8 protein-coding genes and 1 pseudogene are annotated in these 13,729 nt (G+C 49.4%); 2 read left to right on the forward strand and 7 right to left on the reverse strand.

Going from position 1 to position 13,729, the window contains the following annotated elements; genetic code table 11:
- Window positions 1–32 precede the first annotated feature (32 nt).
- Window positions 33–788: a hydroxyacylglutathione hydrolase gene (gloB, locus tag AYY16_RS13865; RefSeq protein ID WP_067367729.1), complete on the forward strand. Its 756-nt coding sequence runs from the start codon at window positions 33–35 to the stop codon at window positions 786–788.
- 82 nt (window positions 789–870) lie between these two features.
- Window positions 871–2,268, forward strand: a complete 1,398-nt coding sequence (gene mltD, locus AYY16_RS13870) for a murein transglycosylase D (RefSeq protein WP_067367732.1) — start codon at window positions 871–873, stop codon at window positions 2,266–2,268.
- A gap of 103 nt (window positions 2,269–2,371) precedes the next feature.
- Here the strand turns inward: mltD and AYY16_RS13875 are convergent, their stop codons facing one another.
- From AYY16_RS13875 to AYY16_RS13905, 7 genes and pseudogenes are all read right to left on the reverse strand, one after another.
- Window positions 2,372–3,757, reverse strand: a complete 1,386-nt coding sequence (locus tag AYY16_RS13875) for an SLC13 family permease (RefSeq protein WP_067367735.1) — start codon at window positions 3,755–3,757, stop codon at window positions 2,372–2,374.
- Between the two features lie 430 nt (window positions 3,758–4,187).
- Window positions 4,188–5,486, reverse strand: a complete 1,299-nt coding sequence (gene eno, locus AYY16_RS13880; RefSeq protein ID WP_067367738.1) for a phosphopyruvate hydratase — start codon at window positions 5,484–5,486, stop codon at window positions 4,188–4,190.
- 72 nt (window positions 5,487–5,558) lie between these two features.
- The gene (pyrG, locus tag AYY16_RS13885) at window positions 5,559–7,196 is read right to left on the reverse strand and encodes a glutamine hydrolyzing CTP synthase (RefSeq protein WP_067367741.1); all 1,638 of its coding nucleotides are present in this window, start codon (window positions 7,194–7,196) and stop codon (window positions 5,559–5,561) included.
- 223 nt (window positions 7,197–7,419) lie between these two features.
- Window positions 7,420–8,208 (reverse strand): nucleoside triphosphate pyrophosphohydrolase, encoded by a 789-nt coding sequence (gene mazG, locus AYY16_RS13890; protein WP_067367744.1) that lies wholly within the window; start codon window positions 8,206–8,208, stop codon window positions 7,420–7,422.
- Window positions 8,209–8,424: 216 nt separating this feature from the next.
- Window positions 8,425–10,660: pseudogene (gene relA / locus AYY16_RS13895) on the reverse strand (GTP diphosphokinase).
- 9 nt (window positions 10,661–10,669) lie between these two features.
- A complete protein-coding gene (rlmD, locus tag AYY16_RS13900; protein ID WP_067367747.1) occupies window positions 10,670–12,010 on the reverse strand; it encodes a 23S rRNA (uracil(1939)-C(5))-methyltransferase RlmD in 1,341 nt (446 codons plus the stop codon).
- Between the two features lie 369 nt (window positions 12,011–12,379).
- Entirely contained in the window at window positions 12,380–13,501 is a 1,122-nt protein-coding gene (locus AYY16_RS13905; RefSeq protein WP_067367749.1) for a glutamate-cysteine ligase family protein, read from the reverse strand.
- Window positions 13,502–13,729 lie beyond the last annotated feature (228 nt).

Here is a 13,729-nt window from a genome sequence, read left to right on the forward strand (position 1 = left end):
TTAAATTATACCCGACTAAAGGTGAGGTATGTATGGAGCTTATCAGAATTTCCGCGTTATCGGATAACTACATTTGGCTATTACGCGATAATGCGCACACCTGCGTAATTGTCGATCCCGGCGTGAGTGCCCCCGTCCTGACAGCACTGCAAAAGCACGGATTAACGCCCGCTGCAATCCTGCTGACCCACCACCACGCTGACCATACCGGAGGAGTGACGGATCTTTTATCACATTATCCGGATTTACCGGTATACGGCCCGGAAGAAACACGGACTAAAGGGGCAAATCATTGCGTAAAAGACAATGACATTATCACCTGTGGCGAATTTGTTTTCCGGGTTATCGCCGTTCCGGGACACACGCTTGGTCACGTAGCTTATTATTGCGCACCCTATCTGTTTTGTGGCGACACCCTTTTCTCCGGCGGCTGCGGGCGGATTTTTGAAGGAACAGCAGCGCAGATGTATCACTCGGTTACCCGCCTCGCCGCTTTGCCGGATGAAACCCTGATATGCTGCGCGCATGAATATACACAATCCAATATCGCCTTTGCCCGCGCCATCTGGCCCGAAAATGATATAATTCAGGCATATCAGACGCATGTTGCACAATTACGTCAGAATAATGACGCTACTGTGCCTGTCACGCTGGAAACGGAAAAGAAAATTAATGTTTTTCTTAACTGTGATGACCTTGATCTGCAACATAATTTATCCGCAGGTAAACATACTATGACACCTGAGCAGACTTTTGCCGCAATACGTGTAAAAAAGGATAAATTTTAGCCGAAGACGTTGTCAGGGCGGAGCAACCCCCGTATGATTGCTGAACTTAAAGACTAAATATAACGGTACTGACTCCGCCAACATGAAAATTAAAGCCACCTTACTTGCCGCTGCTATTTTGTTAGCGGGGTGCCAGAGTACACCACCCAAAACAGTTCAGAAATCTTATCAGCCCTCGGGTAACGGTTTTTTACTGTCTGCTCAGCAGATGGAAATGGCGAAAGCGTCATCCGTTAATCCGGACGAAGATATCTGGGGTTATATCCGTGATGAAATGACGATGAACATCCCGGACAATGACCGTGTCCGTGCTGAAGAACTGTCTTACCTGTCTAAAAAGAGCTATCTCCACGATGTGACACTCCGCGCAGAACCTTACATGTACTGGATCATCGGTAAAATCGATGAACGGAATATGCCGATGGAACTTGTTCTGCTGCCCATAGTGGAGAGTGCTTTTAACCCGCATGCCACCTCATCAGCACAGGCCGCCGGCTTATGGCAGATTATCCCGAGTACCGGTAAAGCGAACGGGCTGAACCAGAACCAGTGGGTCGATGATCGCCGAGATGTTGCCGCGTCAACCAGAGCCGCACTGGATCTGCTGGAGCGCCTCAACGGTATGTTCGGCGGAGACTGGGCGCTGACTCTTGCCGCGTATAACAGCGGTGAAGGACGTGTTCTGCGCGCAATGGAAGCCAATGCCGCTGCGGGCAAGCCGACCGATTACTGGTCGCTGTCATTACCGAAAGAAACCATGGATTATGTGCCGCGTATTTTTGCTCTGAGCAATGTTATCCGCAACAGTGATCGCAATGGAGTGAATTTACCGGCTCCGAATTCAGAACGCGCCCTGGCACGGGTCAATGTCGGGCAGCAAATCTCGCTCGATATGGCAGCACAACTGCTGGATATGCCGGTCGCAAAGCTGAAAGATTATAACCCGAGCCTGAAACGCGGTGTGACGTCACCGGCAGGTCCGCACTATCTGATGCTGCCGAAAACTAAAATTGATCAGTTGATGAGTGCGCTGTCTGATGATGCGGTATTGAATGATATCCGCCTTGCGGTCGCCAAAAATAACCAGCGCAGCAATCAGTTAAGTACACCGGCAGGTCGCGTAAAAGCGTCTGAATATAAGGTGAAGAGTGGTGATTCACTCTATGCGATAGCCTCACGTCATAAAATGACAGTCACTGAACTGACAAAACTGAACGGACTGAAAACCACCAGTGCTATCAAACCGGGCAGGACATTACAGGTAAAAGGCAGCCCGGTGGTTAAACCATCTAAAGCGGCAACCAAAAATGCCATGCGTCTGGCTAAGTACAAAGTGCGTCAGGGTGATTCTTACTACGGTATTGCACAGCGTCATGGTGTCAGCCTGAAAGAACTGATGTCCTGGAACAGTAAAGTGAAAATGAAAGATTTGCATCCGGGTGTTGAATTAACGGTTTATTTAGCCGGGAAGCGCAGCTGAGTTAAGCGCCATCTATTTGCCCTGTAAAAACAAAACCGCCGCTGACAGTTCAGCGGCGGTTTTTAGTTCTGACATCTGATGATGACTGCTGTTTCAGTTTCAGCTACACCCAGAACAACCAGGCAAATGCTGAAATAACAATGATACAGGCGACATTCAGTACCGCCCCGACCCGCACCATTTCTGACTGTTTGATAAACCCGGTACCAAAGACGATGGCGTTCGGCGGCGTTGCCACCGGCAACATAAAGGCACAGGATGCACCGATACCGATAATCATTGTCAGCGCCATAACCGGCATTCCCAGCCCGTCAGCCACACCGGCAAAGATAGGCACCAGCAGGGCGGCACTCGCGGTATTACTGGTAAACTCAGTCAGTACAATAATAAATGTTGTCACCGCGATGATAATTACCAGCCAACTGCTGTTACCGAAGGTGGTTTTCATCCAGTCTGCCATCACTTCACTGGCACCTGAATCTTTCAGGATCATACTCAGTGTCAGACCTCCGCCGAACAGGAACAGAACCCCCCACTCGGTGTTGTTCTGAATTTGTGACCAGCTCGCCACACCGGTGATGCCAATCAGTGTCGCTGCACTCAGGGCAATAATGGTGTCAAAATCTTTAAGATTGCCGAACAACTCACTCAGCGGAACACTGGTTATCCAGCAGATAACGGTCAGACCAAAAATACCGAGAGTCAGTAAGCGCTTTGGTGTCCACTTAACCTGTTCAACTTCAATATCAAAATGCGCACCCAGCTTAGGGCGTAACATCAGGTACATAATACCAAACATGATGGGCATCAGAATCAACACCATCGGAATACCGTATTTCATCCAGGTAAAGAAATCCATGTTCAGCTGGTTTGCGGCAATGATATTCGGCGGGCTGCCGACCATTGTCCCGAGTCCCCCGATACTGGCACTGTAAGCCACACCGAGCAGCACAAACACAAAAGTATTGCGGTCATTGCGGATATCCAGGTTACTCAGAATGCCGAGCACCAGCGGTAACATCATCGCTGCGGTTGCGGTATTACTGATCCACATGGAAAGAGCCGCAGTAACACTAAACAGTAAGATAACGGCGGCCCATAAACGCCCTTTGGCGATCACCAGCAGGCGGTTTGCAATCAGGCGGTCTAACCCCTGAATGTGCAGCGCGGTTGCCAGCGCAAATCCGCCGAAAAACAGGAAAATTGTCGGACTGGCGAACGATTGCAGCGCTTTTCCTGTTCCCAGCAATCCGAGAAAGACCGCCAGAATAGGGATGGTCAGCGCCGTCAGCGTGACATGTATTGCTTCTGTCAGCCATAAGATGGCGACAAAGGCCATTAAAGCCAGACCCGCGTTTTCTTTATCGCTGTATGGCAGATATTTCAGCAGCAGCACCAGCAGCACGATATCCAGAGCCACGATGATAAGTCCTTTTTTATTAAAAGAACTCATCCCGGTGGATTGGGTGAGCGTATCTGAAGCGTCCATGATAATTCCCTCAGTTTGATATAAAAGCATTCACGAAACCGATTATACATACCCTTATTCATTCAAACTGCAGGTTCGTTGGCTGCATCTTGAATGACGTTGGGTATAGAATTTTAGTAACCCGTTATTTTGCGTGAATGCTAAAAATGTTAAACAATTTATCTTCATGTGAAATATAAAAACTATTAATGATAAAAGACATCATAAATCGTCGGTTTTGAGATCTGCGACTACAGAACAAGTAAAAAAAACTTGTAATAGTTGGATAAATGACCAGTTTTACTCATTGAGAAAACGGATGAAGAGAGAGGGGACATTCGTAAGACAACATCAGAGCGGAAACAAAAAGGAAACAAAAAAAGGCGTGCCTTTCGGACACACCTTTTTAACATTCACCTGCTGAATTCACAAAATAAATTCAGCGGATAAATTACTGACCTTTGATTTCTTTGCGGCCGTTGAACGGTGCACGTTCACCCAGCGCTTCTTCAATACGGATCAGCTGGTTGTATTTTGCAACACGGTCAGAGCGGCTCATAGAACCGGTTTTGATCTGACCCGCTGCTGTACCGACTGCTAAGTCAGCAATGGTCGCATCTTCAGTTTCACCTGAACGATGGGAGATAACCGCAGTGTAACCGGCATCTTTTGCCATTTTAATTGCAGCCAGCGTTTCAGTCAGTGAACCGATCTGGTTGAATTTAATCAAAATGGAGTTAACAACACCTTTCTCGATACCTTCTTTCAGGATCTTGGTGTTGGTTACAAACAGGTCATCACCGACCAGCTGGATTTTATCGCCCATGACTTTAGTCTGATACGCGAAACCATCCCAGTCAGATTCATCCAGACCATCTTCAATAGAGACAATCGGATACTCTTTGGTCAGGCCTTCCAGGTAATGGGTAAATTCAGCAGAGGTAAAGGTACGGCCTTCGCCTTTCAGCTCATACATCCCGGTTTCTTTGTTGTAGAACTCAGAAGCCGCGCAGTCCATCGCCAGGGTAACGTCTTTGCCTAACTCATAACCGGCTGCTTTAACCGCGTCTTTGATATCAGACAGTGCTTCTGCGTTTGAACCCAGGTTTGGTGCATAACCACCTTCATCACCCACTGCGGTATTCATGCCTTTCGCTTTCAGCACTTTCGCCAGGTGATGGAAAATTTCAGATCCCATGCGAACCGCTTCTTTAAAAGAAGGTGCGCCGACAGGCTGGATCATGAATTCCTGGATATCAACGTTATTATCTGCGTGCTCACCACCATTGATGATATTCATCATCGGCAGCGGCATAGAATATTTGCCCGGGGTGCCGTTCAGTTCTGCAATGTGTGCGTACAGAGGTAAACCTTTTGATGCCGCTGCGGCTTTGGCATTTGCCAGAGATACAGCCAGAATCGCGTTTGCACCGAAGTTGGATTTGTTTTCAGTACCGTCCAGGTCAATCATTACCTGGTCAACTTTAGCCTGATCTTTTGCATCCTGACCCAGCAGCGCTTGTGCAATCGGACCATTAACTGCGGAAACCGCTTTCAGAACCCCTTTACCCAGGAAACGTGACTTATCACCATCGCGCAGTTCCAGTGCTTCACGGGAACCGGTAGATGCACCTGACGGAGCAGCAGCCATACCTACAAAACCGCCTTCCAGATGGACTTCGGCTTCTACAGTCGGGTTACCACGGGAGTCGATGATTTCACGGCCGATCACTTTAATGATTTTGGACATTAGGTTTTCCTCAGTACACGTTAAATTTTTGATAAGTAACCGGCACTTATCACCGGTCACTTATCTCATATCTTATTTCAGCAGACCTTTCTGGTTATCAGAGGCCGCTTTGACAAAACCTGCAAACAGCGGATGACCATCACGCGGGGTTGATGTGAACTCCGGGTGGAACTGACAAGCCACAAACCACGGATGATTAGGGTTCTCAATAATTTCCACCAGTTTATTATCAACTGAACGGCCTGCAACCAGCAAACCTGCATCTTCAAGACGCTTCAGCAACATGTTGTTCACTTCATAGCGATGGCGGTGACGTTCAGTAATCGCATCTTTGCCATACAACTGACGAACCAGTGTATTGTTCGTCAGATGGCATAACTGGCCGCCGACACGCATCGTACCACCGAGATCACTCTCTTCGCTGCGGACTTCAAGATTACCTTCTTCATCGCGCCATTCAGTGATAAGCGCAATGACCGGATATTTACAATCCACATCAAACTCTGTGGAGTTTGCACCTTCCATATTAGCCAGGTTGCGGGCGATATCGATTAACGCCACCTGCATCCCTAAGCAAATGCCCAGATACGGAATTTTGTTCTCGCGGGCATAGCGGGCAGTCATTATCTTGCCTTCCACACCACGGGAACCGAACCCGCCTGGTACCAGGATTGCATCCAGTCCCTGTAATACTTCAACGCCACGGGTTTCAACATCCTGAGAATCGATCAGTTTGATGTTAACCGTGACACGGTTTTTCAGTCCACCGTGTTTCAGCGCTTCGATCACAGATTTATAGGCATCCGGCAATTCAACATATTTACCGACCATTCCGATGGTCACTTCACCTGACGGATTGGCTTCTTCGTAAATCACCTGCTCCCATTCGGAGAGATCTGCCTCAGGTGCATTGATGCTGAATCGTTTACAGATATAATCATCTAATCCCTGGGATTTCAAGAGGCCGGGGATTTTATAAATGGAATCGACGTCTTTCAGACTGATCACGGCCTTTTCAGGAACATTACAGAAAAGGGCGATTTTTGCTCTTTCGTTAGCAGGGATCACTCTGTCAGAACGGCAAATCAGCACATCAGGCTGAATTCCGATGGATAATAATTCTTTTACAGAATGCTGGGTCGGCTTGGTTTTTACTTCACCGGCAGCGGCCAGATACGGCACTAACGTCAGATGCATGTATAACGTATGCTCACGGCCGACTTGTGCCGCCATCTGACGGATAGCTTCCAGGAATGGCAGTGATTCGATATCACCCACCGTTCCGCCGATTTCCACCAGCACGACATCATGACCTTCACCACCACGGATGATACGTTCTTTGATTTCATTGGTGATGTGAGGAATAACCTGAATAGTGGCACCTAAGTAGTCGCCACGGCGCTCTTTGCGCAAAACTTCGGAGTAAACACGCCCGGTCGTAAAGTTATTACCCCGGGTCATTTTAGTGCGGATGAAACGCTCGTAGTGACCTAAGTCAAGGTCAGTTTCAGCGCCGTCATTGGTGACGAAGACTTCCCCGTGCTGGGTCGGGCTCATTGTTCCCGGATCGACGTTGATGTACGGATCCAGTTTCATCATGGTGACATTGAGTCCACGGGCTTCGAGTATAGCTGCCAGAGAGGCTGCGGCAATGCCTTTACCCAGAGAGGATACGACCCCGCCGGTCACAAAAATATAATTAGTTTTCATGCTGAACCTGAAAGTTTAGGTGTAATAGATGATGGAGATAACCGGACGGGAAAATAGTATACCCTAACCTTATTTTGCCGACAAATAATCTCGTCGCCTCATTTAGGTTATCTGTTACCTTCCGCCCTATTAAAACCGGCTTTTATCACTAAAAAATCAATTGGTTACATAAAATAAAAAACTTTTCATTCTCTTGGTAATTCATTAGCTGAAAGCATTAAGCTCAATCCTCACGGGATTTAACATCCTGCCAACTTTTCTCCATATCTGCAAGCGTTGCTGATTCCATCGTCAGTCCCTGCTCTGCAATCTGCGTTTCCACCTGACGGAAACGGGCTTCAAACTTGCGGCATGCCTTGTGCAGCACCATCTCCGGCTTATACCCCAGATGGCGGGAAAAGTTCACCACGGCAAACAGCAGGTCACCCAGCTCCTCTGCCACCCGCTCGTCACTGACCTGCGGCTGATTCACTTCTTCCATCACCTCATCCAGTTCTTCGTAAACTTTCCCGAGCACCGGAGCCAGTGTGTCCCAGTCAAACCCGGCTGTCGCGCAGCGCTTCTGGATTTTATACGCCCGCATCAGTGCGGGCAGATTGACGGGGATATCATCCAGCAATGAATATTGCGCTTTTTCCGCCCGCTCTTTGCTTTTTCGCTGCTCCCAGCCGGAAATCGCGGCATCCGCACTGATCCCCTGCTCTTTAGCAAAAATATGCGGGTGACGGCGGGTTAATTTGTCACTGACTGCATTCACAATATCACTGAAATCAAAACGCCCTTCTTCCTGTGCTATCTGCGCGTAAAACACCACCTGGAACAGTAAATCACCCAGTTCGCCTTTCAGGTCATCAAAATCAGCGCGTGCAATCGCATCCAGCACCTCATAAGTCTCTTCCAGAGTATAGGGCGCGATAGTGTCATAGGTTTGCGCTTTATCCCACGGACAACCGCTTTGCGGGTCACGCAGTTGCGACATAATGGTCAGCAGACGCTCAATTGGTGCAGACATAGAATTTATTCCTGAAGACTTTATTTCTGAAGATTTGTTGTCAGTAAAAAGCACAGAGGCTGAATACTATACCCAACGTCATTCAAATTGCAGGCAGGCGGCAAGGGAAATCAGACGGGGAGCATAGATAAACTATGTGACCCGGCTGGTTTCATGCCGCCAACGAACCTGCGGTTTGAATGAATAAGGGTATATAAGTAAACAGCCTCTGCGGGATCACTGTGTATGGCGTTTTGCCTCAATCACATCCGGCAACTGGCTCAGTTTTACCAACACGCGGCTGAGTGTCTGGATGTTGTAAATTTCCACATCCATATCAATGGTCGCTATCTGCTGTTTTACATCACTGTGACTGCGCACACCCAGCACATTGACTTTTTCATTGGCAAGGATGGTGGTGATATCCCGCAACAGGCCGCTGCGGTCATTCGCCACCACGCGCACAACCAGTGAGTAACCACTGGAGTAGCTCGCACTCCAGACCGCTTCCACCAGCCGCTCCGGTGCCTGTTCCTGTAACTCCAGCAACTGCTCACAGTCGGCACGGTGGATGGAGATCCCGCGCCCTTTGGTGATAAACCCGGTAATGTTATCGCCGGGGATTGGCTGACAGCAGCGCGCAATATGGTGCATCAGATTGCCGACACCTTCGACCACAATGCGCCCGCTGTTCTGGTGCGCCGGAGCCGGTTTCGCCGGCGGTGCTTTTTCCAGTGTTTTCAGCGCTTCGCGATCGGCTTCTTCGGCTGTCGGTTTATTCAGCTTGCTTTGCAGGAAGTTAGATAACTGATTAATCCTGATATCACCCACGCCAATACCGGCGAGGACTTCATCAATAGAATGAACGTTATAACGGGCGATCAGCAGTTTTTCAGCTTCTTTCAGACTGAGATCCTGCGCCGCCAGTTCGTTATCCAGCATCTGACGTCCGGCAATAATATTTTTATCGCGATCCTGCTTGCGGAACCAGTTGTGGATCTTAGCGCGTCCGCGGCTGGTGGTTACATAGCCCAGGTTCGGATTCAGCCAGTCACGGCTCGGGTTCGGCTGTTTCTGAGTGATCACTTCAATCTGATCGCCCATCTGTAACAGGTAGCTGAACGGCACAATGCGCCCGCCGATTTTCGCCCCGATACACCGGTGTCCCACATCACTGTGGATATGATAGGCAAAATCCAGCGGCGTGGAGCCGGCCGGTAAATCCACCACATCGCCTTTAGGTGTAAATACGTAAACCCGATCATCAAAGACCTGACTGCGCACTTCATCCAGCATTTCGCCGGAATCCGACATTTCTTCCTGCCACGCGATAAGTTTGCGCAGCCAGGCAATCCGGTTCTCGTAACTACCTGTTTTACCGGCTACTGCCGTGCCTTCTTTGTATTTCCAGTGCGCGGCAACCCCCAGCTCTGCATCTTCATGCATCTGACGGGTGCGGATCTGAATTTCCAGGGTTTTACCCTGCGGACCTAATACAACGGTATGAATTGACTGATAACCGTTTGGTTTCGGGTTCGCCACATAGTCATCAAACTCATCCGGCAAATGACGGAAATGTGTGTGGACGATCCCCAGCGCTGCGTAGCAATCCTGGAGGCGCTCGACAACAATCCGCACCGCGCGGACATCAAACAGCTCATCAAACGTGAGTGCTTTTTTTCTGCATCTTGCGCCAGATACTGTAAATATGTTTCGGACGCCCGTAAATTTCAGCCTGAATATCTTCTTTTTTCATGTCGTTACGCAAAGAGGTGACAAAGTTGTCGATATACTCTTCGCGATCAAGACGCCGCTCATGCAGCAGGCTGGCAATGCGTTTATAATCATCGGAATGCAGGTAGCGGAAGCAATAATCTTCCAACTCCCATTTCAGTTGTCCGATCCCGAGGCGATTTGCCAGCGGCGCATAAATATTAAAACACTCTTTCGCCGCCAGTATGCGTTCATCTTCACAGGCGTCTTTGACTTCCCGCAGATGGGCGATACGCTCAGCCAGCTTGATAACCACGCAGCGGAAATCTTCCACCATCGACAGCAGCATACGGCGGATGTTATCCACCTGCACCGAGCTTGTTTCGTCGTTATGGGTCGCTTTCAACTGACGGATAGCGTCCATATCCATCACACCTTTGACCAACAGCCAGATAGCAGGACCAAAGGCCTCGCCGATCTTTTCCTCATCAAGGATGCCCGCCTCAGCCAGCGGAAAAAGCAAAGCTGCGCGTAAACTGTCCAAATCCATACTGAGGGTGGTTAAAATTTCCACCATCTCAATACCGCGCCCCAACAACAGCGCCGCATCCTGATGTCCATCAACCTGCTGATGACAGTAATGCCAGACTTCTTCCAGTTTCTCACCCGTTGCATGACCATGCAGCCCGAGACTGTTAATCCAGTGAACCGGATCAAACTCACCGGCGGGTGTTAAATGCGCACTTCTTACCGCAACCATAAATTCTCCCTACTGACTGACCGGTGGTGTCTTTGTAAACAGCACCATCGACTCCAAATGGCCGGTTTGCGGAAACATGTCCAGCATACAGACAGCATTCCGGTAATACCCGGCATCATGCAGAACCTGACTATCCCGCGCAAGTGTGGTGGGATTGCAGGAAACATAAACAATACGCTCAGGGCAAAGCGCAACAATATGCGGCATCATCTCTGCCGCTCCGGCCCGTGCCGGATCTAATAAAATCTTACTGAACCCGCGGGCTGCCCACGGCTCCCGGGTCATATCCTGCGATAAATCGGCGTGATAAAATGTGGCGTTCGCCAGATTATTACAACGCGCATTCTCCTGTGCTGTGCGGACCAGCGCTTCCACGCCCTCCACACCCACAACTTCTGCGGCGCGTTGTGCAACCGGTAATGTAAAGTTGCCCATGCCACAGAAGAGATCTAACACGCGATCGTGTTTTGTCAGCTCCAACCAGTTCAGTGCCTGAGCAACCATTATCTCATTCAGTTCGCCGTTTACCTGGATAAAATCCTGCGGGCTGAACTGTAATTTTAACCCGGCTACCGAATAATAAGCAGTATGCTGCGCACAAACGGCAACAGGTGGCTCATCGTGACTGCCCTGTAAATACAGAGCCACATTGTGAGTTGCGCAGAATGCCGTCAGAACGGACATGTCCGCCTCACTCAGAGACGCCAGATGACGCAGTACCAGCAGTGGTCCGTCTTGCGTATCCACAAGTTCCGCATGACCCAGTTTCGGTGCAGCTGACAGGGACGACAGACAGGCACTCAGCGGTGATAATAACGCATCCAGACGCGGCACCAGCACCGGGCAGTGTTTCACCGCCACCAGCGATTTGCTCTGCGCCCGGCGAAAACCCATGGTCAGTTGCTGTGTTTTCGGGGAATACATCAGTGCCAGCCGCGCACGGCGACGGTAGCCGTATTCTTCACCGGAAAGCACCGTGACCGGTCCGCATTCGGTTCCGGTTTCGCGGGTAAGCAGATAAGAGAGGTACGCCGCTTTGGTATCGCGCTGCATGGCAACAGGAATATGCTGCTGCTGGCAGCCGCCGCACTGACCGGCATAGCGGCACAACGGCTTACGGCGTGCCGGGTTGTCCGACAAACGTTTAACCACCACACCTTTGGCGTAATGGCGTTTTTCATCAGTCAGTCTGACCTGTGCGGATTCTTCCGGCATCAGATCCGGGATAAAAACAGTCTTTCCCTGAAGGCGGGCAATACCCTGCCCTTGGGCATCGAGAGAGTCAGCAGTTACCGTAACAGTCCGTGACTGCCGCGGGGTCTGACGGGGCTGAGAATAAAATTGCGCCATAGTGATAAAAACTTAGTCTGTGAGGTCGGTGATTTTCCCATAAAGTGACGCATTGACCAACGGATTATTCGGCTGCATCACACACTACGGATCACATAAATCATATCATAAGGCCGGATGGCGCCTTAGCATTATTTGTTAAAAGCATAAACGATATTTATCTATATAAGCCTATGTTTTTAATTTCATTATTTATAACGCCCGATACAATAGTGATAAATTAAATAATACACAATATTAGCACCCGACTAATAATAAATTTACGTGAACTTACCCGTTCTGTTTTTTATCATAAAAAAAAAGCCGTTATTAAAAAAAATAACGACTCTTTTTATGGGTTTTAAAGTGTATCCTGATATGACGGCAGGCTTATCCTTTCATATCCGGCCACAGCCCGCCGAAATGCATTAACTCCCCGTTGGTAAGAAAACGGGTAATGGCCTCATCAGCCGGGGTGATTTTAGTTGCCAGCCGAACACTAAGTAATGTCAGGCGCTGTGCTTCATGCAGCAGACCGTGCTGCTCCAGCGCCCGTTTTGCTGCATTCAGTAATGTGTCGATGACCGTCGCGACAGTCAGATCAGCAAACGGCTCACGGGCAATCGCGTTAAACAGGGAATCAGGCTGCACGCCATAGTTAAACGAAATGGTATCATCCAGCACCAGCCCCAGGATCCACGCGCAAAATGCGCCCAGCAGCACCGGGTCCGGTACGGCATCAAATGCTTTGAATTCAATCCGCCCGTGCTCATTCTCATTTCGCGCAAGGTAAATAAAATCATGCGGATACACCGCCGCGTTTGTCAGAAACCCTTTGCATGACGGGCGATGACAACTACGCAGCGCCGTCCGCCGTGATAATCCGCCCCACAGTTGCCCGTTCTCTACCGGGCCGTTCAGGGATAACGCGACCAGATAAGGCGCGAAAAAAGTCAGTTTTTCAACCGCCTGTACAACACGGGCATCACTCATTTCCGGTACAGAAATATTAACGTCCGGTCCGCAGGTCTGCATCACCAAATCCGCATGACGGAAGGCGGAATGTTCTTCACGGAATGCCTTTTCCCAGTCATTGAGCGGCGGGATAAACTGATAGCGCGGTGACACCGGGTGATAAGCGCTGATCGCCAATCCCAACCCGCAGAGACGCAGGCGCTCACTCAGTTGCGCCTCGATAGTCTGTAATGCTGTCAGCGCATCAGTAACAGAGGTCGCAGGCGGCGTGCGGATTTCAATGCCTTTAATCACCTGCGCGGTAAGCTTTCCTGTCGTTGAAAAACGCTCATCACCTTCAACATACCAGTAACCGGCCTTAATACCTGCGTCGCCTTTATGCAGAGATTCATCATCCAGCCCCGGGCGGTTATCCAGCGCCGGTGCCAGTTCTGATAAGGTAATATTGTCAAAGGATTTAATACCTGCGGCACGTTTATCCCGGTACTGTGTCAGCCAATATTCAAATTCAATCCCGACCCGATACTCTTTTTGCATAAGCGATGTAATCCCGGTTAATTCTCTTATTGTTGGTGTGCAAATAATAACTAATAGCTTTATACCCTTATTCATTCAAACTGCAGGTTCGTTGGCTGCACTCAGATAGCCAGGTCACATACTGGTGTATGCTCCCCGACTATCTTCCTTTGCCGCCTGCCTGCATCTTGAATGACGTTGGGTATATATTAATTAACATTTCAACAGCAATTTATGCTGGTATTATTC

The sequence above is a fragment of the Morganella psychrotolerans genome (genome assembly GCF_001676155.1).
Classification (GTDB): Bacteria; Pseudomonadota; Gammaproteobacteria; order Enterobacterales; family Enterobacteriaceae; genus Morganella; species Morganella psychrotolerans.